General features: G+C 66.8%; 21 protein-coding genes and 1 tRNA gene. 12 read left to right on the top strand and 10 right to left on the bottom strand.

Annotation, left to right across the window (positions count from 1 at the left end; translation table 11 throughout):
• The first annotated feature begins 5 nt into the window (after nucleotides 1-5).
• The 8 genes from tolQ (at nucleotide 6) to queC (ending at nucleotide 6,875) form a co-directional block, all read left to right on the top strand.
• The gene (gene tolQ, locus AC5P8Y_RS03170; protein ID WP_005410752.1) at nucleotides 6-785 is read left to right on the top strand and encodes a protein TolQ; all 780 of its coding nucleotides are present in this window, start codon (nucleotides 6-8) and stop codon (nucleotides 783-785) included.
• A gap of 24 nt (nucleotides 786-809) precedes the next feature.
• Nucleotides 810-1,238 carry a protein TolR gene (tolR, locus tag AC5P8Y_RS03165; protein ID WP_005410751.1) on the top strand — a complete coding sequence of 143 codons (429 nt, stop codon included), beginning with the start codon at nucleotides 810-812 and terminating at the stop codon, nucleotides 1,236-1,238.
• Nucleotides 1,228-2,283, top strand: coding sequence for a cell envelope integrity protein TolA (gene tolA, locus AC5P8Y_RS03160; protein WP_005410750.1), 1,056 nt, complete (start codon nucleotides 1,228-1,230; stop codon nucleotides 2,281-2,283). Before tolR ends, tolA begins: the two co-directional genes overlap by 11 nt.
• Nucleotides 2,284-2,565: 282 nt before the next feature.
• Nucleotides 2,566-3,885, top strand: a complete 1,320-nt coding sequence (gene tolB / locus AC5P8Y_RS03155) for a Tol-Pal system beta propeller repeat protein TolB (protein ID WP_005410749.1) — start codon at nucleotides 2,566-2,568, stop codon at nucleotides 3,883-3,885.
• Between the two features lie 64 nt (nucleotides 3,886-3,949).
• The gene (gene pal / locus AC5P8Y_RS03150) at nucleotides 3,950-4,468 is read left to right on the top strand and encodes a peptidoglycan-associated lipoprotein Pal (RefSeq protein ID WP_005410748.1); all 519 of its coding nucleotides are present in this window, start codon (nucleotides 3,950-3,952) and stop codon (nucleotides 4,466-4,468) included.
• A gap of 3 nt (nucleotides 4,469-4,471) precedes the next feature.
• Entirely contained in the window at nucleotides 4,472-5,290 is an 819-nt protein-coding gene (gene ybgF / locus AC5P8Y_RS03145) for a tol-pal system protein YbgF (protein ID WP_033832980.1), read from the top strand.
• 139 nt (nucleotides 5,291-5,429) lie between these two features.
• A complete protein-coding gene (queE, locus tag AC5P8Y_RS03140; protein ID WP_024958176.1) occupies nucleotides 5,430-6,131 on the top strand; it encodes a 7-carboxy-7-deazaguanine synthase QueE in 702 nt (233 codons plus the stop codon).
• A gap of 78 nt (nucleotides 6,132-6,209) precedes the next feature.
• Nucleotides 6,210-6,875 carry a 7-cyano-7-deazaguanine synthase QueC gene (gene queC, locus AC5P8Y_RS03135; protein ID WP_005410745.1) on the top strand — a complete coding sequence of 222 codons (666 nt, stop codon included), beginning with the start codon at nucleotides 6,210-6,212 and terminating at the stop codon, nucleotides 6,873-6,875.
• A gap of 132 nt (nucleotides 6,876-7,007) precedes the next feature.
• On the opposite strand, the gene AC5P8Y_RS03130 is transcribed toward queC, so the two are convergent.
• Complete coding sequence (locus tag AC5P8Y_RS03130) at nucleotides 7,008-7,964, bottom strand: DUF2268 domain-containing putative Zn-dependent protease (RefSeq protein WP_024958175.1); 957 nt, start codon at nucleotides 7,962-7,964, stop codon at nucleotides 7,008-7,010.
• A gap of 179 nt (nucleotides 7,965-8,143) precedes the next feature.
• Here AC5P8Y_RS03130 and AC5P8Y_RS03125 point away from each other — a divergent pair.
• Nucleotides 8,144-8,219: transfer RNA gene (locus AC5P8Y_RS03125), tRNA-Lys, on the top strand.
• Nucleotides 8,220-8,294: 75 nt separating this feature from the next.
• On the opposite strand, the gene AC5P8Y_RS03120 is transcribed toward AC5P8Y_RS03125, so the two are convergent.
• Nucleotides 8,295-8,633 (bottom strand): hypothetical protein, encoded by a 339-nt coding sequence (locus AC5P8Y_RS03120; RefSeq protein ID WP_005410743.1) that lies wholly within the window; start codon nucleotides 8,631-8,633, stop codon nucleotides 8,295-8,297.
• 174 nt (nucleotides 8,634-8,807) lie between these two features.
• Between AC5P8Y_RS03120 and AC5P8Y_RS03115 the strand changes: the two genes are divergently transcribed.
• Nucleotides 8,808-9,650, top strand: a complete 843-nt coding sequence (locus tag AC5P8Y_RS03115; RefSeq protein ID WP_062605813.1) for an alpha/beta hydrolase — start codon at nucleotides 8,808-8,810, stop codon at nucleotides 9,648-9,650.
• Nucleotides 9,651-9,732: 82 nt separating this feature from the next.
• On the top strand, nucleotides 9,733-10,671 hold the full coding sequence (locus tag AC5P8Y_RS03110; RefSeq protein ID WP_049404673.1) for an alpha/beta hydrolase: 939 nt from the start codon (nucleotides 9,733-9,735) through the stop codon (nucleotides 10,669-10,671).
• 8 nt (nucleotides 10,672-10,679) lie between these two features.
• On the opposite strand, the gene AC5P8Y_RS03105 is transcribed toward AC5P8Y_RS03110, so the two are convergent.
• Nucleotides 10,680-11,102: a response regulator gene (locus tag AC5P8Y_RS03105; RefSeq protein WP_005410740.1), complete on the bottom strand. Its 423-nt coding sequence runs from the start codon at nucleotides 11,100-11,102 to the stop codon at nucleotides 10,680-10,682.
• A gap of 92 nt (nucleotides 11,103-11,194) precedes the next feature.
• Nucleotides 11,195-11,962, bottom strand: coding sequence for a CPBP family glutamic-type intramembrane protease (locus AC5P8Y_RS03100; protein ID WP_111188474.1), 768 nt, complete (start codon nucleotides 11,960-11,962; stop codon nucleotides 11,195-11,197).
• 149 nt (nucleotides 11,963-12,111) lie between these two features.
• Between AC5P8Y_RS03100 and AC5P8Y_RS03095 the strand changes: the two genes are divergently transcribed.
• Nucleotides 12,112-12,420, top strand: a complete 309-nt coding sequence (locus tag AC5P8Y_RS03095; RefSeq protein WP_044570743.1) for a TFIIB-type zinc ribbon-containing protein — start codon at nucleotides 12,112-12,114, stop codon at nucleotides 12,418-12,420.
• 73 nt (nucleotides 12,421-12,493) lie between these two features.
• Here the strand turns inward: AC5P8Y_RS03095 and AC5P8Y_RS03090 are convergent, their stop codons facing one another.
• From AC5P8Y_RS03090 to AC5P8Y_RS03065, 6 genes are all read right to left on the bottom strand, one after another.
• Nucleotides 12,494-13,006, bottom strand: coding sequence for a GNAT family N-acetyltransferase (locus tag AC5P8Y_RS03090; protein WP_184014032.1), 513 nt, complete (start codon nucleotides 13,004-13,006; stop codon nucleotides 12,494-12,496).
• A gap of 81 nt (nucleotides 13,007-13,087) precedes the next feature.
• On the bottom strand, nucleotides 13,088-14,113 hold the full coding sequence (locus AC5P8Y_RS03085) for a copper resistance protein B (RefSeq protein ID WP_353949856.1): 1,026 nt from the start codon (nucleotides 14,111-14,113) through the stop codon (nucleotides 13,088-13,090).
• A complete protein-coding gene (locus tag AC5P8Y_RS03080; protein WP_353949857.1) occupies nucleotides 14,110-15,918 on the bottom strand; it encodes a copper resistance system multicopper oxidase in 1,809 nt (602 codons plus the stop codon). Before AC5P8Y_RS03080 ends, AC5P8Y_RS03085 begins: the two co-directional genes overlap by 4 nt.
• Nucleotides 15,919-15,993: 75 nt before the next feature.
• Nucleotides 15,994-16,374: a CopL family metal-binding regulatory protein gene (locus tag AC5P8Y_RS03075; protein WP_049396260.1), complete on the bottom strand. Its 381-nt coding sequence runs from the start codon at nucleotides 16,372-16,374 to the stop codon at nucleotides 15,994-15,996.
• 154 nt (nucleotides 16,375-16,528) lie between these two features.
• On the bottom strand, nucleotides 16,529-18,334 hold the full coding sequence (gene recQ / locus AC5P8Y_RS03070; protein ID WP_033832969.1) for a DNA helicase RecQ: 1,806 nt from the start codon (nucleotides 18,332-18,334) through the stop codon (nucleotides 16,529-16,531).
• Nucleotides 18,335-18,974: 640 nt separating this feature from the next.
• On the bottom strand, nucleotides 18,975-19,523 hold the full coding sequence (locus AC5P8Y_RS03065) for a Dps family protein (RefSeq protein ID WP_005410730.1): 549 nt from the start codon (nucleotides 19,521-19,523) through the stop codon (nucleotides 18,975-18,977).
• Nucleotides 19,524-19,587: the final 64 nt, after the last annotated feature.

The raw sequence follows: 19,587 nt of genomic DNA, 5'->3' as shown, positions 1-19,587 counted from the left end.
AACGGATGATCGCAACGCTCCTGGCCCTGCAGGCCACGGTCACCGAGGCACTGCCGGCCGACGTCAGCAACGCCGCGACACAGACCCTTGCCCAGGCCACCACCGGCGGCGGCATCAACTACCTCGAACTGATGGCCAAGGCCAGCCTGCCGGTGAAGATCATCGTGCTGCTGCTGCTGGTCGGCTCGTTCGTCAGCTGGGTGATCATTTTCCGCAAGGCCCGCGTGTTCAAGCAGGCCACCCGCGAAGCCGACGAGTTCGAGAACCGCTTCTGGTCCGGCGCGGACCTGGGCAAGCTGTACAGTGCGGCCACCGACCGCAGCCGCAGCGTGACCGGCCTGGAAGCCATCTTCGAAGCAGGGTTCCGCGAATACACCCGCCTGCGTGACAAGCGCCGCCTGGATGGTCGCGCACAGCTGGAAGGCGCGCAGCGCGCGATGCGCACCACCTATACCCGCGAAGTGGACCAGCTCGAGCGCAACCTGGAGCTGCTGGCCAACATCGGTTCGACCGCGCCGTACGTGGGCCTGGTCGGCACCGTGTTCGGCATCATGGTGACCATGCACGACATGATCAGCAGTGGGGCGCAGGCCGGCATCGCCGCCGTCGCGCCGGGCATTTCCGAAGCCCTGTTCGCTACCGCCATCGGCCTGTTCGTGGCGATCCCGGCGGTGTGGGCCTACAACCGCTTCACCACGCGCGTTGAGCGCATGTCGGTGCGGTTCGAGACCTTTGCCGAAGAGTTCAGCTCCATCCTGCAGCGCCAGAGCGCTGGCGACGAGTAAGCGCCTGACCCGGGAGTCCAAGCCATGTCCGCTGCCATCGGTCGCCGCAAGCGCCGCAAGCTGAAATCGGAAATCAACGTCGTTCCCTACATCGACGTCATGCTGGTGCTGCTGATCATCTTCATGGTCACCGCGCCGCTGCTCACCCTGAGCTTCGACGTCGACCTGCCGCAGTCCAACGCCAAGGCGCTGGAGAGCAAGCAGGACCCGGTGATCGTCTCGGTGCGCCAGGACGGCCAGCTCAGCCTGAAGCTGCCCGATGCCAAGGAACCGACCGCCGTGTCGGCCGAGGAACTGGAAGGCCGCCTGGCCGGCATCGCCGCCCAGGACAAGGGCGTGCGCGTGATCGTCGCCGCCGACCGTGCCGTGGCCTATGAAAAGGTCATCGCCGCGATGGATGTGATCAAGCGCGCCAAGGTAGACAAGGTAGGCCTGGCCACCGATGCACGCTGACGCCCTGCCACCCCCGCATCAGCGCGAACCCGGCTGGGGCCTGCCCCTGGCATTGGCGTTGCTGGTGCACCTGCTGGTCGCGCTGGTCTTCATCGTGGCCTGGTTCTGGTCGCCCGAGCGCAACACCGACGCCGCCGCCGGTGATCCGTCGGTCGAGGCCAGCCTGGCGCTGTCTGCGTCGGAGGCCTCCGCTGCGCGCCAGGCCCTGCGCCAGTCGGAAAAGCTGGAAGACCTGCCGCCGCCGGTGGCCGAGCCCATCCCGGTGCCGGAAGACACCATTCCGCCGCCGCAGCCGATCCCGGAACCGCGCCCACAGGACGCCCCCACGCCGCAGCAGCAACAGGCGCAGGAGCGTGTCGCGCAGCCGGATACCAAGGATCAGGAAGCGGTGAGTGCGCTGGCCATCTCCCAGGAGAAGGCCAAGCAGGAACAGGAAGCCAAGCGCCGCCAGGAACAGATCGACCTGACCGAACGCAAGCGCCAGGAGGAAGCCGAGCAGAAGCTGCGCCTGGCCAAGCAGCAGGAAGCGGACGAGAAGAAGAAGCAGGCCGAGCAGGAGCGCGTGGCCGCTGACAAGGCCGAGGCCGAGAAGCAGAAGAAGATCGCCGAGATCCGTGCCCGCCGCGAGCAGGCCGAGAAGGAAGCCAAGCTGGCCGAGCAGAAGCTGCGCCAGGTGGCCGCCGCGCGCAATGCCGCCGGCAGTGCCGCTGCCGGTTCCAGTGGTGCCTCGCAGCCGGCCGCCGGTGGCGGTGGCAACAGCGACGACCTTTCGGCCAAGTACGCAGCCGCCATCCAGGCCAAGGTGCTGTCGCAGTGGGTGCGCCCGGATACGGTGCCGTTGGGCCAGCGCTGCCAGATCACCATCACCCAGATTCCGGGTGGCACGGTGATGCAGGCCAAGGTCAGCCCGAACTGCCCGTACGACGAGGCCGGCAAGCGCTCGATCGAGGCCGCCGTGCTCAACGCGCAGCCGCTGCCGTACCGCGGCTTCGAGTCGGTGTTCGCACGCACGCTCAACTTCACCTTCACCGCCCAGGATCGCTGAGGCGGGCAGGGCCGGGTGGCTCTCCGCTGCCCGCGTCCACGGATGTCGCGCTTGCCTCTGGCAGGCCAGGTCTCGACCGGGCAGGCTTTGGGCTGCTGTCGGACACCGCCCCGCAGGGCGGCGTGACGGGGAGACGGGCGCGATGTTAGCCACGACGTTAACGGTGCGTGAGAGGACGGGCTGGAACTGACCCGGAATTCACGTACCCTTGGTTCATGATTGCGAAGCGGTTCACTGCCGCTTTGTTATCCCTCGTTCCGGTTTCCCCCTATTGAGCGCTCCATGAAAAAGATGCCTCGCTGGCTTGCCGTGTTTGCGGCCCTGTTGCTGCCCTTTGCTGCCGTCGCGCAGCAGAAGGGGCTGGATATCGACATCATCGGCGGCAATGCTTCCGCGCTGCCGATCACCATCGTGCCGATGCCTTACCAGGGGTCGTCGGCTGCACCGCAGACCGACGTCGCCGGCGTGGTCCGTGCCGACCTGGAGCGCTCGGGCCAGTTCCGTACGCTGCCCGAAGCGCAGATCGTCGAGAAGCCGGTGCGCGGCGGAGACATCCAGTTCGCCACCTGGCGCGCGCTGAAGCAGAACTACATCGTGGTCGGCCGCGTGCTCGACGCCGGTGCCGGCGCCTACCGCGTCGAGTACGAACTGTTCGACGTACCCAAGGGCGAGCGCCTGCTGGGCCTGGCGATGACCGCCCGTGGCAACGCCATGCGCGATGTTGCCCACCAGATGGCCGACGCCATCTACGAAAAGATCACCGGCGTGCGCGGCGCCTTCTGGACCCGCATCGCCTACGTGACCGCCAGCGGCAAGGGCGACGCCATGCGCTACGCGCTGATGGTGGCTGACTCCGATGGCTTCAATCCGCAGACCATCGTGCGTTCGGCCGAGCCGCTGCTGTCGCCGTCGTGGAGCCCGGATGGCAGCAAGCTGGCCTACGTCAGCTTCGAGCGTGGCAATTCGGCCATCTACATCCAGAACATCGGTACCGGCGCGCGTGAGCTCGTCACCAGCTTCCGCGGCATCAACAGCGCCCCGGCGTTCTCGCCGGACGGCCGCAAGCTGGCCCTGACCCTGTCGCGTTCGGGCAACCCGGAAATCTACGTGATGGACCTGGGCAGCAAGCAGCTGACCCAGCTGACCAACCACTTCGCCATCGATACCGAGCCGACCTGGGCGCCGGACGGCAGCGCGGTGTACTTCACCTCCGACCGCGGCGGCCGTCCGCAGGTCTACAAGGTCGGCGCGGGCGGCGGCAGCGCCGAGCGCGTGACCTTCCAGGGCAACTACAATGCCAAGCCCTCGGTGTCCTACGACGGCAAGAAGATCGCCGTCGCCCAGGGCTCGGGCAACAGCTACAAGATCGCGGTGATGGACAGCTCGCTGGGTTCGCCGCGCTGGAGCACGCTGTCCCCGGGCTCGCTGGATGAATCGCCGAGCTTTGCGCCCAACGCGAGCATGGTGTTGTACGCCGCCCGCGAAGGTGGCCGTGGTGTGTTGTATGCCGTCTCGGCCGATGCGCGGGTTCGCCAGCGCCTGGTCCTGGCCGATGGTGATGTGCGCGAGCCGGCATGGTCCCCATACCGTACCCAGCGCTAAAAGAGTGTTAATATTTTCGTTGTCTTGAACCCCTCATCGGCCTAGGAGCCACAAAGGTATCGCCATGAACAAGTCCACCCGCGTTCTGCTTGTTTCCCTGCTGTCTGTGGCCGTCCTGGCCGGTTGCTCGAAGAAGGTGAAGGAAGAGCCGGCAGCCCCGGTCGACACCGGCACCTCGACCACCACCCCGACCGGTCCGTCGACCTCGGGCCTGTACGGCCCGGGCGACCTGGATACCGACGCTTGCCTGCGCCAGCGCGTTGTCTACTTCGACCTGGACAAGGAAGACGTGAAGCCGGAATTCCAGGCCATCATGGCGTGCCACGCCAAGTACCTGCGTGACCGTCCGTCCTCGCGCATCACCCTGCAGGGTCACACCGACGAGCGCGGTTCGCGCGCGTACAACCAGGCCCTGGGTGAGCGTCGTGGCAACGGCGTCAACTCGGCCCTGCAGGCCAACGGTGGCTCGGCTTCGCAGCTGACCGTCGTTTCCTACGGTGAAGAGCGTCCGGTCTGCACCGAGTCGAACGAGTCCTGCTGGTCGCAGAACCGTCGCGTCGAAATCGTCTACACCGCGCAGTAATCCATGCGCATTGGCATCAAACTGATGCTGGTCGTTGCGGCAGCCCTCGTGGCTGCCGCACCGGCGCATGCACAGCGACAGAGCCTGGCTGACCGTGTCGGCGCGCTCGAGCAGCAGATGTACAACAACAGTGCCAACCAGGACCTGTTGAACCAGATCAACCAGCTGCGGCAGCAGGTCACCAGCCTGCAGGCCTCGATCGAGCAGTTGCAGCACGACAACGCCCAGCTCAAGCAGTCCGCCCAGGACCAGTACCTGGATCTGGACAGCCGCCTGAACCGGTTGGAAGGGGGCAATGCGGCCCCGGCCCTGCCGCCCGTTCCGGCGAGCGCGCCGAAGGCCGCACCGGCCCCGGCAAAACCCGCAGCGGCGGCCACTTCCGAGCGGCCGCCTTCCGTCCATGGTGATGCCGGCAGCCTTGCCGCCACCGGCGACGAGCGCACCTCCTACAACGTCGCCTTCGATTCGCTGAAGGCCGGCAAGTACGATGATTCGGCGCAGCTTTTCCTGAGCTTCCTGCAGCTGTACCCGAACGGCGTCTACGCGCCGAACGCGCTGTACTGGCTGGGCGAGAGCTACTACGCCACCCGCAATTTCCCGATGGCCGAGACCCAGTTCCGTGAACTGCTCGCGCGCTATCCGACCCACGACAAGGCCGCTGGCGGCCTGCTCAAGGTTGGCCTCTCGCAGTATGGCGAGGGCAAGGTCGACCAGGCCCAGCAGACGCTGGAGACCGTCGTGGCGCAGTACCCCGGCTCGGACGCCGCGCGCACCGCGCAGGACCGTCTGCAGTCCATCCGCCTCGGCAAGCAGATCCGTTGATCCGCTGACCGGGCGTACAATGCGTACCCTGGCGCCGGGCTGATTTCCGGCAGCCTCCTGTAGAGCCGAGCCCATGCTCGGCTGCTTTCGTTTCCGGCGCCGATAAATCGGTCGCCCGTCCCATGAAGAATTGTTTGCCATGACCGCCGTTACCCCGTCCAACGCCGTCGCCACCCCCAGCGACATCGTGCAGTCGCCGCTGCCGCGCCTGAAGATCACCGAGATCTTCACCTCGCTGCAGGGCGAAGCCGATACCGCCGGCTGGCCGACCGTGTTCGTGCGCCTGACCGGCTGCCCGCTGCGCTGCCAGTACTGCGATACGGCCTATGCCTTCCATGGCGGCACCTGGTGGGACATCGACGACATCGTGGCCGAGGTGCTGGCCCAGGGCGTGCGCCACGTCTGCGTGACCGGCGGCGAGCCGCTGGCGCAGAAACGCTGCCTGGTGCTGCTGCAGAAGCTGTGCGACGCCGGCATGGACGTCTCGCTGGAAACCTCCGGCGCGCTGGACGTCAGCGCGGTGGACCCGCGTGTATCGCGCGTGGTCGACATCAAGACCCCGGGGTCGGCCGAAGCGGCGCGCAACCGCTGGGAAAACCTGCCGCTGCTGACCGCACGCGACCAGATCAAGTTCGTCATCTGCAGCCGCGAGGACTACGACTGGGCCAAGGCCCTGGTCGCCGAGCACGAGCTGGTGAAGCGCTGCACCGTATTCTTCTCGCCCAGCAAGGGCGAGATCACCGCGCGGCGGCTGGCCGACTGGATCGTCGAAGACCGCCTGCCGGTGCGCTTCCAGATGCAGTTGCATAAAATCCTGTGGAACGACGAGCCGGGCCGATGAGCCCGCGCGGCGTTCCCTGATGTAGCTCCGGCGCGGGACAGCGTGCTGGCTTTCCCCTCCCAACCGGATGTTTTACCCATGAAGAAGGCAGTCGTGCTTCTCTCCGGCGGCATGGATTCAGCCGCCGTCATCGCCATGGCCCAGGAACAGGGCTTTGCCGTGCATGCCCTGAGCGTGCGCTATGGCCAGCGCCATACCTCCGAACTGGATGCCGCCGCCCGCGTGGCCAAGGCCCAGGGCGTGGTCGCGCACAAGACCGTGGACGTGGACCTGCGCAGCATCGGTGGCTCGGCGCTCACCGATGACATCGACGTGCCCGAGGCCGGCGGTGCCGGCATTCCGGTCACCTACGTACCGGCGCGCAACACCATCATGCTGTCGCTGGCCCTCGGCTGGGCCGAAGTGCTCGGCGCCAACGACATCTTCTGCGGCGTCAACGCCGTGGATTACTCCGGCTACCCGGACTGCCGCCCCGAGTTCGTGGCCGCGTTCCAGGCGCTGGCCAACCTGGCCACCAAGTCGGGCGTGGAAGGTGCGGGCATCAAGGTACACGCGCCGCTGCAGTTCCTCAGCAAGGGCCAGATCGTCAGCGAAGGCGTGCGCCTGGGCGTGGACTTCGGCCTGACCGTGTCCTGCTACAACGCCGACGCCAACGGCGCCGCCTGCGGCCACTGTGATGCCTGCCGCCTGCGCGCGCAGGGCTTCGCCGAAGCCGGCGTGCCCGACCCGACGCTGTACGCCTGATCGCCCCTGGTAGTGCCGGCCGCTGGCCGGCTTCCCTGATGGGTGTGAATTCCCAGATGGTGGGGGCGAACTGCTCCACGGTGGGTGCGAACCTTGGTTCGCACTCCCTGACCCGCCAGGCATGGCCCGGCGCTACCGTTGCCGCAGCCACCCCGACGCTTCAATAAACGCCCGCACCGCCTTCGGATCGGCATAGTCCAGCTCGATCATCCGCGCGACACCGGCTTTCTCGTCGGCTTGCTGGCGCATGTACTCCTGCGCGATGCGGTAGCCGGCGTAGTACCCCACATCACCCACCCCGAACGGATTACGGGCGCTGTTGTACAGCCAGTTGTCCAGATCCCCGCCGTCCATTTCAGCGACGAAACGCGTGCGGATTTCCGCTTCGTGCGCGGGCCCGTAGCTGTACAGCGGAAGCGCCGGCCGACGCCCACTCAGCCGTTCGGCCACATACTCCGCCACGCCTTCGCGCACCGCGTACTGCGCCAGGCTGCCGGTAGTCTCGCGCTGCTGGGTATGCACGTACTCGTGCAGGTTGTTCTGCGCGTTGTTCGCCCCCGGACGGCTGTCGTAGAAGATCCGCAGGCGGCTGCGCATCGGCTCCGGCAGCTCGCTCACGTCCACGCGTTCATCGCCCAGCGCCATCTCCGCACCGATCAGTACCTTGTCACCCAGCGTGGTCCCGCCAGTACGCAGCACGCCCACGGCATAGGTGATGGTGGCCGGGCGCAGGGCGGGGTAGAGCGTGCGGAAGGCGGCCAGGTCCCGTTCCAGTGTGGCGCTGGCCTGCTGCGCGTTGGCGGTCAATGGGCGTACCGACGTCCAGAAGCGCGGCCACGCACGCATGGCCTCGGCGTATTCGCGGGCGGTGTAGTTACGGACCTGCATCAGCGCATGCAGGCCGGGGCTGCATGGATCGATGTAGCGCGCCTGCACCAGTGCGACGTGGCGTTCAACGTCGGGCTCGGCGCGCACAGCGTCATAAGTGGCCCAGAAGCGGCCGATGTCGTCGGTGACGACCTGGGATGGGGCGGCCAGTGCCGCACAGGGCAGCAACAGGGCGGCAATCAGGCTGAAGGGCAGGCGCATCCGGAATTCCGCGATGGGATCACAGTTGAGATGCGACGTTGGCCCGGAAGGTTTAAGCCCGCGGCCCAGATCGAGGTAGTGCCGGCCGCTGGCCGGCAACCTCGACACACCGGGGTTTCACGCGATCGGCCAAAGTAGGGTAGAATGCCCACCCCGCCGAAAGGCTGGGGCAGTGCAATGGGCCGTTAGCTCAGTCGGTAGAGCAGAAGACTTTTAATCTTTTGGTCGAAGGTTCGAATCCTTCACGGCCCACCATTGCATCCAATGACCCAGGTCATTCAGAAAGGCACCGTAATGCGGTGCCTTTTTTGTTGCCCTGGTCCGTGGCCTCTACTTCGCCCGCATTCCCTTGGCTTTTGCGGCCGCCGCGTCGGCAGCTTGCTGTGCGGCCGTCGCTGCCGCATTCGCGGAACGCACGGCTTCCGCTTGAGCCGCGTCAAAGTCAGCCCGGCGCTGCGCGCTGATCCGGCGTTCCAGTTCTGAATATGCGACGTAGCTCTCCGGATACTTCGCGACGCAGGCCTGCTGCAGCAGCGGGATCGCGTGGTCGGACAATCCCGGTTGGAGGTGGGCGAGCAGGCAGTCCGCATACGCTGCGGATGCTGGCGGAGTGCTGCTGGACTGCGGTGAGGCGGCGGCAAGGGTGGTGGCGATCAATACACTCAACATGGGAACCTCCTTGTGGATATGAGCGTGGCGGCGACCAGTCCTTGAGCCAAAGTGCCCGTTGCATGACCATCACCGGCTCCATGGTGCTCCAGTTCCGGCAGATCGGCAAAGTGCCGCGAACGACAGTGCCTCCGGCGGTCTATGCTCGGCATCTTTCCCAGGATGGGCTGTCCCATGCGTCTGATCGTGCTGTCGCTGTTGTTGTCCGTCGTCTCCGCCGCGCCGCTGATGGCCGCCGAATCCGCGTCGCCCGCCGCCGCCACGCCGCTGGTCATCGGCGAGACCTTCACCATCGAGTCGAAGGCGCTGGGCGAGACCCGTCGTATCAACGTCTATCGCCCGCAGCCGTGGGGGCTGGACCCGAAGGCACCGCTACCGGTGCTCTACATGCCCGACGGCGGCATCGGCGAGGACTTCCTGCATGTGGCCGGGCTGGTGCAGGTGCTCAGCGGCAACGGCAGCATGCGTCCGTTCCTGCTGGTTGGCATCGAGAACACCGAGCGCCGCCGCGACATGACCGGCCCCAGCAAGGACCCTCAGGACCAGAAGATCGCGCCGCGCATCGGCGGCTCGGCGGCCTACCGTACCTTCCTGCGCGATGAACTGATGCCGCAGGTGCGTCAGCGTTACCCGACCACCGAGGAGCGCGCGCTGATCGGCGAGTCGCTGGCCGGCCTGTTCGTGGTCGAGACGCTGCTGCAGGAGCCTACGCTGTTCAACAGCTACATCGCGCTGGACCCCAGCCTGTGGTGGAACCGTGGCGCAATGCTGGCCGGCGCGGCCAAGCAGCTGCCGGCGGTGACGCGTGCGCAGCCGCGCGTGTTCCTGGCCAGCAGTGGGCAGCCAGAGCTGGCTGCGTCCGCCGCGCAGTTGGCCACGCTGCTGCAACAGGCGTCGCCGTCGCCGCTGGTGAAGTACCTGCCGTTGCCGGAGGAAACCCACGCCACGATCTATCATCCGGCCGCGTTGCAGGCGCTGCGCACGCTGTTCCCGGCGCCGCCGCCGGCCTCGCCCTGACCGCACTGGTACCCGCCCGCACACCATGCAACGATGCGGCAGCGGCGCCATCGGGTGCGCCGCCCGCAACGGGAGCGTGTGGATGCAGCGTGTGCGTGGATGGAGTATGGCGGCCTGCCTGGCCGTGAGTGGCTGTGCGATGTCGGTCGCGCCGCCCGCAGTGCAGAGTGAAGCGAAGGACAGTGCGCCGACTGCCACGCCGGGTGTGGTCCTGCCGGACACCGAAGTGCTGCGCGTGCACGACCCTGTCGGCCGCGACTATCCGGTCTGGGTGGCGCTGCCGGCCGACTATGCGGCGCGTCCGGAAAAGCACTACCCGGTGCTGTACGTGACCGATGCGCTGTACAGCTTCCCGCTGGTGCGCAGCGTGCGCAACATGGTCGGGCAGAAGGGCGTCAACATCGAGGATTTCATCCTGGTCGGGCTGCCGCCGCAGGAAGGCCTGACCTCCAAGCAGAGCCGCTCGCGCGATTACACGCCCAGCGACCCGGCGCGTACCGATCCGCGTGATTACAGCGATGACGTCAGCTACGGCGGCGCGGCGCACTACCGCGATTTCCTCGCTGGGCAGGTACTGCCGATGATCGATGCGCGCTACCGCACCGATCCGGCGCGGCGTGCCTATGCGGGTCATTCCTATGGTGGCCTGTTCGGCGCCTATGTGCTGACCACGCGCCCGGACATGTTCCGCACCTACATCCTGTCCAGCCCATCGCTGTGGTTCGACGACCATCGGGTGCCGCGCATGCAGGCCGAAGCCAAGGCGCCGGCGCAGCCGACCACGGTGGTGCTGTCGGTGGGCAGCTTTGAAACGGTCAAGCCCGAACCGCGCTACTTCACCCGCAACGACATGCTGCGCCACAACGCCGAATTCGCCGAGCAGCTGCGCAGCAGCGGGCGATCGTTGAAGGTGGAGAACATGGTGATCGATGACGAGGATCACTTCACCGTCTACCCGGACATGATCACCCGCGCACTGCTGAAGGTGTTCCCGGGTACCGGACCGTACAGCAGCGGTTGATGAATGCCTCAGGCCGCCTCTGCATCCGGCCCGGTCAATACGCCCACATCGGCGTGCCGGAAGCACAGCCGGATGGCGTCGAGCAGCTCGCTCATGTTGTACGGCTTGGGCAGGAAATGGATGCCGTCGCGCAGCTGCGGCAGCACCTGGTGCTGGTCCATGCCCGACGTCACCAGGATCGGCAGCTGGGGATACAGGCCGCGGACCCGGTTGGCGGCTTCAATGCCACTGATCGCGCCCAGATTCACGTCGGTGAACAGCAGGTCGAAACGCTCACCGGCGGCCAGCAGGCCCAGCGCCGCTTCGGCAGAGCTCACGCCCACTACGTGGCAGGCCTGGCTTTCCAGCGCCAGCCGGCTCAGTTCGCGGGTTTCCTCGGCGTCCTCGATGAGCAGGACGCGGGGTTCAACGTGGCGCTTGGACAGCAACATGACGCGACAACTCCGGACAGCAACGGTGAAAAGGCGCGCAAGTATGCGCAAGCCGGTAGTGATCCCGACGTGCACGGCAAGCTAAGCGGGCGTTACAGGCTTCTCTGGCGCCGGAGCCGCACGTGCCAGGCCAGCACCGCGACCGCGAGCAGGGCGGTGCCGATGCGCAGGCTGGTGGCCTGCCAGCCCAATGCGAGGGCGTCATCGAGGCTGAACACATTCCAGGCCAGGTTCATCGAAACATGCAGGACCAGGCCGCACCAGAGCGTGTTGCCGTCAAGGTGGTCGAGCCAGGCGAAGATGAAGCCGCCCAGGGCGATCACCGCGCCGACGAACAGCGCGATGCCGCCACCGTCGAACCCGCCGAAGCCGAGCCAGTGCACCATGCCGAACAACAGCGCCTGCGGCAGTGCAAGCCATGGCCAGGGGCCGCGCACGATCTTTACCAGCAGCACGAAGCCCAAGCCGCGGAAGAGCACTTCCTCGGCCAGCGGGAACAGCACCGCCAGCATCGTGGCATCCAAGACGGTCAGCGCGGTGTTCGGCGTGCCGAGCAGCGCCAGGCCGAGCCAGCAGGGCAGGCTGGCCAGCAACACCCACATGGGACCGCTCCAGCCGTTTGTGCGCAGCCCGAGGCTGGCCAGCAGGCTCATGCCACGGGGCCGCAGCAGCGCGGCCAGCAGCAGTGCCACCAGTACCGCCAGCGCGTTGTCCAACAGGCTGCCGCCATAGGGGATGGGCAGTGCGGGAATCGGTGTGCCGATGGCCGTGGCGATATCGCGCAGGTTCAGGCCAAGGCCGACACCCAGCAGCACCAGCAACAGGCGTGCGGTGGTGGGCAGGCGGGACAACACGGTCATGTACGCATTCCCTGCGGAACAAGGACGCAGCGTGCCACGCGGTATGCATGTGGACACGCGCCGGAAGTCCCTGTGCCATCGGTCACGCGTTGCCGCACAGTCATCGCGGTGCAGGTACAGTCGAAACCAGACCGACAGGAGCAATGCCGATGCTGTGCCCCGTGTGCAAGACCCAGACGCTGCAGATGGCCGAACGCCATGGCATCGAGATTGATTACTGCCCGAGTTGCCGCGGTGTGTGGCTGGATCGTGGCGAGCTGGACAAGATCATCGAACGTGCAGGCGCCGGTGCTGCAGTACCTCCGCCAGCGCCCGTGCAGGCTCAGCCGGCGTCCGCGCCGCCACCGGTGACGCACCGTGATACCCGCCACCTCGGCCAGCGCTACGAGGACAACCGGGGACACGGCTACAAGAAAAAGAAGAAGGACAGCTTCCTGTCGGAGTTGTTCGATTTCTAGTTTGTAGCGTCGAGCCATGCTCGACGTTTGGCGCTAACAGTCGAGCAAGCTTGACTCTACATGGGGCGCATGGTCACGGCCGCCGCAGGATGAACTCGCGGTCGCGCGTGTCACCGACGATGAAGTCGTACTCGCCAACCTTGCTGCAGCCATAGCGCGCGTAGAAGCGCTGCGCGCCGAAATTCTCTTCCCACACGCCCACCCACAGGGTGCGGCGCTGCGGCTGGTCCAGCCACGCCATGAACGCGTCCATCATGCGTGCACCATGTCCGCCGTTCTGGTGTCCGGCCAGGATGTAGAACCGCTTCAGTTCGATGTCACCCTCGCATGCATCCGTGTGCGGCAAGGTGTTGGCACCGGCGGCCAGGTAGCCGACCACGGCGTCATCGTCCAGCAACAGCCAGATGGCACTGCGTGGGTCGGACAGTTCGATGCGCTGCGGTTCGCTGCTGTAGTGCGCCTGCAGGAAATCGTGCAGCTCCTGCGGCGGATAGGAATCGCCCCAGGTTTCGTTGTACGTGGCGATGGCGATCGCCGACAGCGCGTCGACATCGGCAAGGGTGGCGCGGCGGATCTGCAACGACATGGCGGTGCCTGCATTGGAACGTGGCGAAGTGTAGCCGGCCCCGGCGGCTGCCGGGGCTGGCCATTGCTCACGATCTGCTGCTCAGAACCACATGCGCACGCCGGCCACCCAGCGCGTGTCGCGCGCGTGGTCACCGGCATAGTCGGCGGTGTCGCCAAAACTGCGTTCGTGACTGATGCCGATGTAGGGCGCGAAGCGACGGCTGAACTCGTAGCGCAGGCGCAGGCCGGCCTCTACCTTGTTCAGGCCACGGCCGATGCCGTACTCCTGCTCGTCCTTGGCCGCAACGGTAGCTTCCAGTAGCGGCTGCAGGATCAATCGGTTGGTCAGCAGCACGTCGTACTCGACCTCGGCCTTGGCCAGCACCTGGCCGCCGGAGCCCATGTACAGCGTGGCCGAGCTTTCGAACTTGTACGGCGCCAGACCCTGGATGCCGATGGCCGCCCATGTGCGCGAGTCGGACGGGCGGAAGTCCTGGCGCACGCCGACCAGCACGTCCCACCACGGCGACACGCTGCGGCCATACAGTGCTTCCAGTGACGACGATTCGGTGCGGCCGCGGCTGCGTTCGCCATCGGTGCGCAGCCACAGGCGGTTGATGTTGCCGCCGACCCAGCCGGTGGCCTCCCATGCCTGGCCGTTGCTGCTCTTGCCATCCCAATGCTCAAGCCGGTCGATCAGCAGCAGGCTGTTGATCTCCGGCGCGTGTTCCATCGCGCCATGCGCGATCGGCGGGAAGGCGGCGGCGCGGTCGGCATCGGTCGGGACCGGGATCGGTTCGCGCGGTTCGGTGGGTGCAGGCGTGCCGTGGCCCATCGCCCCGTGGTCCATCTGCGAATGGTCCATCGCCGCTGGCTGCATCGTGCCATGGTCCATCTTCGAGTGGTCCATCGTGGAGTGGTCCATGCCGGCCTGATCCGCCGCACCCATGTCCCTCTCCGAATGATCCATCTTTGAGTGATCGACCGGTTCGGCCGGGGTCTTCGCGCTCCTCGCAGGCGCGTTCATCGCGCCCATGTCATGGCCGGCGTGCGACTGCGCGAACACCGGCAACGCGGCGGCCAGGCCCAGGGCCAGCAGGCTGGGGGAAAGCGGTGAGCGGCTCATTCTTCGATCCTCACTTCACGCATCATGCCCGCTTCCATGTGGTACAGCAGATGGCAGTGGTAGGCCCAGCGGCCGAGTGCATCGGCGCGCACGCGATAGCTGCGGCGGGTGCCCGGCGGCATGTCGATGGTGTGCTTGCGGACCTGGAACTCACCTTGCGCGTTTTCCAGATCGCTCCACACGCCGTGCAGGTGGAGCGGGTGCTGCATCATGGTGTCGTTGACCAGCACGATGCGCATGCGCTCGCCGTAGTTCAGCCGCAGCGGCTCGGCGCTGGCGAACGGGACGCCATCGAACGACCAGGAGAACTTCTCCATGTGGCCGGTCAGGTGCAGCTCGATCTCGCGGCTCGGCTCGCGGCCATCCGGGTCTTCGAACAGGCTGCGCATCGCGCCGTAGGTCAGCACCTGGCGGCCGTTGCCGCGCAGGCCGATGCCAGGGTCGTCCAGCTTCGGCTCGGTGGCCGAACTCTGCATGTCCACCAGCGGGTTGTTGCGCTCGCTGGCCGGATGCTTCGGTACCTTGCTGGCGGCACCGCCGCCGTGCGCACCGTGGCCCATGCTGGCGCCGCAGCTACCTTCCGTGCCCTTCATCGCGGCCATGTCGTGGCCACCATGGCCACCACTGCTCATGTCGTGCCCCATGTCGCTCATCGTCAGCAACGGGCGTGGGTCGCGCGCGGGAATCGGTGCCTGCAGCCCGTGGCGTACCGCCAGCGTGCCGGCGGCGTAGCCGGTGCGACCCATGTCCTGGCAGAAAATGGTGAACGCATCCTGGCCGGTGGGTTCGACCAGCACGTCGTAGGTTTCGGCGGGAGCGATGCGGAATTCGTCGATGCTGACCGGGTGGATGTACTGGCCGTCAGCGGCCACCACGGTCATCTTCAAACCGGGGATGCGCACGTCGAAGTAGGTCATCGACCCGCCGTTGATGAAGCGCAGCAGCACCTTTTCGCCACTGCGGAACAGGCCGGTCCAGTTGCCGGCCGGGGCGGTGCCGTTCATCAGGTAGGTGTAGGTATGCGCGTTGATATCGGAGATATCGGTGGGCGTCATCCGCATCCGGCCCCACATGCCACGGTCGGACAGCGCCGCGGACCAACCGTCGCGTTTCGCGTCGCGCAGGAAGTCGGGCAGGGTGCGCTTGTAGTAGTTGTCGTGCTCGGCCAGCTTCTTCATGCGCCGGAACAGCGCGCCCGGATCCATGTCGGTCCAGTCCGACAGCATGATCACGTGCTCGCGGTCGTGGTGGTACGGCGCCGGTTCGGCCGGGTCGATGATCAGCGCGCCGTACAGGCCGGCCTGTTCCTGGAACATCGAGTGGCTGTGGTACCAGTAGGTGCCCGACTGCTTCAGCTGGAAGTGGTAGTGGTAGGTTTCGCCGGGGCCGATGCCGTTGAAGCTCAGGCCCGGCACGCCGTCCATGTTGGCCGGCAGCAGGATGCCGTGCCAGTGGATGGAGGTCGGGTGGCGTTCCAGCGTGTTGCGCACGAACAGGTCCACGGTCTGGCCTTCGCGCCAGCGCAGGATCGGGGCCGGCAACGAGCCGTTGACGGTGATCGCCGGGCGGGTGCGGCCGGTGAAATTGGCCAGCGATTCGCCGATGGCCAGTTCGATGCGGGTATCGCTGAGCACGGCAGGGGCACCGGCCAACCGTGGGGCGGCAGTGGCGGCGGCGAGCGCGCGCTGCGGCACGCCGACAGCGGCGATGCCGGCGACCACGCCACCGGCGGCCAGGCCCTGCACGAACAGGCGGCGCGACGGCATGGGCACAGCGCCCGGACCGGGGGGATTGCGGGTATTCATGGTGGAGACTCCAGACACGGAAAGACGCCGGCAGGCCGCCGGCTCCGGTGCGCAGGGCGCACAGTGCGTGGGGAATCAGCCGATGGGAGGGCGTGAGATCGGCGGCAGCGGCGGCGACGGGCGGCCGGTGGCCGGCATCGGCTGTGGTGCCAGCGACAACGCCGGGCCGGCCATGAACGGCAACGCCTGCACCACCAGCAGCGGGTGCTGGGCGCAGCTGCGCACGCAGTCCTTGATCTGGCAGTGGGCGTCGTGGGCGGGGGCCTTGGCCTGCGGGGCCTGATCGGCCTGCATGGCGGCGTGGTGGTGGCAGTCGGCATTGCCGCCTTCAAGGGCGGCTGCCGCGTGGGCCATCCGGCCCATTTCCTCGTGACCGCTGGCCATGGCCGCGTTCAGCCCGTTGAGCAGCAGGCTGAGCATGAGCACGACACGAAGCAGGGTCGAGGCGAGGGACATGGCGCTAATCTAGCCGCAAGCGGCCGTGGATGCACTTCCGGCTGAATGGCCGGTTCAAGGATGGACCTGCACCAATGTAGAGCCGAACCCGCGCTCGGCTGCTTCTGCGGCCACGGCAGCCGAGCGTGGGCTCGGCGCTACAGGGAGCCCGGCGTTACCCTTCTTCGCGCACGATCTCGACCAGTCGCGGGCCGTAGCGGCTCAGCTTGGTGCCGCCGATGCCGCCGACCCGGGCCAGTTCATCCAGGCTGGTCGGGCGCTGCTCGGCGATGTTGCGCAGGGTGCTGTCGTGGAAGATCACGAAGGCCGGCACGTTCTGTTCGCGCGCCAGTTCGGCACGCAGCCCGCGCAGGGCGTTGAACAGTGCCAGGTCCTGCGGCAGTACCGACAAGCCGGTGCGCTGCGCACTGCGCTCGCGTCCGCTGGTGCTGCTGGCCGGGTCGCGGCGCATGCTGATCTGGCGGCGGCCGGTCAGTACGTCACGGCTGGCATCGGTCAGGCGCAGGCCACCGTGGCCCTCGCTGTCCACTTCCAGCAGGCTGGTGGCGACCAGCTGGCGGAACACGCTGCGCCAGGTGCGCGCATCCAGATCGCGGCCGATGGCGTAGGTGCTGAGCTTGTCGTGGCCCTGCTGCTTCACCTTCTCGTTCTCGCTGCCACGCAGGACGTCGATCAGGTGGCCGACGCCGAAGCGCTGGCCGGTGCGGTAGACACAGCTCAGTGCCTTCTGCGCCGGAATGGTCGCGTCCCACGAGGCCGGCGGCGTCAGGCAGTTGTCGCAGTTGCCGCACGGCTGGGGATAGGTCTCGCCGAAACCGGCCAGCAGCACCTGGCGGCGGCACTGCATGGATTCGCAGTAGCCCAGCAGGTGATCGAGCTTGCCCCGCTCCAGCTGCTTGCGTTCTTCGCCGGCCTCGGATTGTTCGATCATCTGCTTGAGCAGTACCACGTCGCCCAGGCCGTAGCACAGCCAGGCCTCGGCAGCTTCGCCATCACGACCAGCGCGGCCGGTTTCCTGGTAGTAGCCTTCCATCGACTTGGGCAGGTCGGTATGCGCCACGAAGCGCACGTCCGGCTTGTCGATGCCCATGCCGAAGGCAATGGTGGCGCACATGACGATGCCGTCCTCGCGCAGGAAGCGGCGCTGGTTGTTCGCGCGCACTTCCGGCGGCAGGCCGGCGTGGTAGGCCAGGGCGTTGAAGCCCTGGCCGCAGAGGAATTCAGCGGTCTCCTCGACCTTGCGCCGCGACATGCAGTAGACGATGCCGGCCTCGCCACGGTGGCCGCGCAGGAAATCGGTCAGCTGCTTGCGCGCGTTGTCCTTCTGCACCACGGTGTAGCGGATGTTGGGGCGGTCGAAGGAGCTGACGAAGTGGCGTGCTTCCTGCAGGTCGAGGCGCTCGGCGATCTCGCGCTGGGTCGGCGGGTCGGCGGTGGCGGTGAGCGCGATCCGCGGAATCTGCGGCCAGCGCTCGTGCAGTACGGTCAGCTGGCGGTATTCCGGGCGGAAGTCGTGGCCCCACTGCGACACGCAGTGGGCTTCGTCGATGGCGAACAGGGCGATCTGGCTGCGCGACAACAGCGACAGGAAGCGGCCGGTCAGCAGCCGCTCGGGAGCGACATAGAGCATGTCCAGCTCACCCGCGAGCAGTTCGCGCTCGACGCGGCCGGCGGTCTCGGCATCCAGGGTTGAATTCAGGTACTCGGCACGCACGCCGAGCTGGCGCAGGGCTTCGACCTGGTCCTGCATCAGCGCGATCAGCGGCGAGATGACGATGCCACATCCGTCACGCAGCAGGGCCGGGACCTGGTAGCACAGCGACTTGCCACCGCCGGTGGGCATCAGCACCAGGGCATCATGACCGGCAGCCACATGCTCCACGATGTCCTGCTGCGGACCACGGAAATCGTCGTAACCAAAGACGCGTTGGAGCAGGTCGTGCGCGGGACGGGAAGCCATCCGGCTAGTTTACCCCGGCGGGGGAGTCGGCAGGGCTGCGCCCTGCACCTGCTACAAGCCAGAGCAACGTCAAAGGCAACAGCCGGCTCTGGCGTGTCTGCTGGTTGGGCGGGGCGGTGTGGGCTTGCAGGACACGCCGTAAACCCCGCTCCGCGGTCCGGCCCAGCCGCTGGCGGCTGTGCGTTCGGGCGCTTGCGAAGCAGTGCTTCGCAAGCAAAGCGCCCTCACCCCTGGGGGCTCGATGGCGCCATCCATGGCGCCAACGGTCCTGCAAGCCCACACCGCCCCACCCCCGACAGTTTCCCGGTGACGGTGGATCCATCCACGCCATGCGTGGATGAAATCTGTCAGATATCGACAAACAAAATGGGGTCAGATCCGTTTTCCTGCGGAAAACGGATCTGACCCCAAGCAATGCCCTGGCAGATCGCGGAAATCTGTCGAAGGCGGGGTGGGGCCGGTGGCAGGGGTGTGCGCGGCATGGATGCCGCGGCCAAGCCCCCAAGGACGGGTTTACGGCGTCCCCTGCCACCGGATCCACCCCGCCAACCCTCAGGAAACCAGCTTCTGCTCTGGCTCTGGCCGTTGATTTAAGGCCTCTGCGGGTGCAGGGCGCAGCCCTGCCGAATACCCCCAACCCTTACTGGAGCAGGGAACGCAGCATCCAAGCGTACTTCTCGTGTGTCTGCAGCCGCTGGGTCATCAGATCCTCGGTCGGGGCGTCGTCCCCCTTGGCCGCCACCTCCAGCACTTCACGTGCCGTACGGCAGACTGCTTCGTTGGCGACCACCAACTGGCGTACCATTTCACGCCAGTCCGCACTGTCGGTCAGGCCCGGTTCCTCGGCGATCGAGGTCAGCGCAGCGAATTCCCGGTAGGAGCCCGGGGCATTGAAGCCCAGCGCGCGGATGCGCTCGGCCACGTCGTCCAGTGCCGCCCACTGCTCGGTGTACTGCGTCTCGAACATGGTGTGCAGCGAGTTGAACATCGACCCGGTCACGTTCCAGTGGAAGTTGTGCGTCTTCAGGTAGAGCGTGAACGCATCGGCCTGGAAGCGCGACAGACCGTCGGCGATCTTCTTGCGGTCGCCCTGGGTGATCCCGATATCGATGTTCGGTGCCGACGGTGCCGCCGCAGCAAGCTTCTGCTTGCCGGTTTTGGCCTTGGTCGTGCTCTTGGTCTTCGCCATGGGGTTCCTCCTTGTGGAATCGTTGGCCTTCACAATAAACCGGTCGTGATGACTGGTCGCTTTC

The sequence above is a fragment of the Stenotrophomonas sp. YJH_SMC_12-1 genome, from assembly GCF_059370935.1.
The sequence above is the reverse complement of the archived record's forward strand: the minus strand, read 5'-3'. Positions and strand labels throughout refer to the sequence as shown.

Bases quoted from the DNA above. Each gene is read 5' to 3' on its own strand.
- tolQ (WP_005410752.1), top strand. From the start codon at position 6: ATGATCGCAACGCTCCTGGCCCTGCAGGCCACGGTCACCGAGGCACTG.
- tolR (WP_005410751.1), top strand. From the start codon at position 810: ATGTCCGCTGCCATCGGTCGCCGCAAGCGCCGCAAGCTGAAATCGGAA.
- tolA (WP_005410750.1), top strand. From the start codon at position 1,228: ATGCACGCTGACGCCCTGCCACCCCCGCATCAGCGCGAACCCGGCTGG.
- tolB (WP_005410749.1), top strand. From the start codon at position 2,566: ATGAAAAAGATGCCTCGCTGGCTTGCCGTGTTTGCGGCCCTGTTGCTG.
- pal (WP_005410748.1), top strand. From the start codon at position 3,950: ATGAACAAGTCCACCCGCGTTCTGCTTGTTTCCCTGCTGTCTGTGGCC.
- ybgF (WP_033832980.1), top strand. From the start codon at position 4,472: ATGCGCATTGGCATCAAACTGATGCTGGTCGTTGCGGCAGCCCTCGTG.
- queE (WP_024958176.1), top strand. From the start codon at position 5,430: ATGACCGCCGTTACCCCGTCCAACGCCGTCGCCACCCCCAGCGACATC.
- queC (WP_005410745.1), top strand. From the start codon at position 6,210: ATGAAGAAGGCAGTCGTGCTTCTCTCCGGCGGCATGGATTCAGCCGCC.
- AC5P8Y_RS03130 (WP_024958175.1), bottom strand. From the start codon at position 7,964: ATGCGCCTGCCCTTCAGCCTGATTGCCGCCCTGTTGCTGCCCTGTGCG.
- AC5P8Y_RS03120 (WP_005410743.1), bottom strand. From the start codon at position 8,633: ATGTTGAGTGTATTGATCGCCACCACCCTTGCCGCCGCCTCACCGCAG.
- AC5P8Y_RS03115 (WP_062605813.1), top strand. From the start codon at position 8,808: ATGCGTCTGATCGTGCTGTCGCTGTTGTTGTCCGTCGTCTCCGCCGCG.
- AC5P8Y_RS03110 (WP_049404673.1), top strand. From the start codon at position 9,733: ATGCAGCGTGTGCGTGGATGGAGTATGGCGGCCTGCCTGGCCGTGAGT.
- AC5P8Y_RS03105 (WP_005410740.1), bottom strand. From the start codon at position 11,102: ATGTTGCTGTCCAAGCGCCACGTTGAACCCCGCGTCCTGCTCATCGAG.
- AC5P8Y_RS03100 (WP_111188474.1), bottom strand. From the start codon at position 11,962: ATGACCGTGTTGTCCCGCCTGCCCACCACCGCACGCCTGTTGCTGGTG.
- AC5P8Y_RS03095 (WP_044570743.1), top strand. From the start codon at position 12,112: ATGCTGTGCCCCGTGTGCAAGACCCAGACGCTGCAGATGGCCGAACGC.
- AC5P8Y_RS03090 (WP_184014032.1), bottom strand. From the start codon at position 13,006: ATGTCGTTGCAGATCCGCCGCGCCACCCTTGCCGATGTCGACGCGCTG.
- AC5P8Y_RS03085 (WP_353949856.1), bottom strand. From the start codon at position 14,113: ATGAGCCGCTCACCGCTTTCCCCCAGCCTGCTGGCCCTGGGCCTGGCC.
- AC5P8Y_RS03080 (WP_353949857.1), bottom strand. From the start codon at position 15,918: ATGAATACCCGCAATCCCCCCGGTCCGGGCGCTGTGCCCATGCCGTCG.
- AC5P8Y_RS03075 (WP_049396260.1), bottom strand. From the start codon at position 16,374: ATGTCCCTCGCCTCGACCCTGCTTCGTGTCGTGCTCATGCTCAGCCTG.
- recQ (WP_033832969.1), bottom strand. From the start codon at position 18,334: ATGGCTTCCCGTCCCGCGCACGACCTGCTCCAACGCGTCTTTGGTTAC.
- AC5P8Y_RS03065 (WP_005410730.1), bottom strand. From the start codon at position 19,523: ATGGCGAAGACCAAGAGCACGACCAAGGCCAAAACCGGCAAGCAGAAG.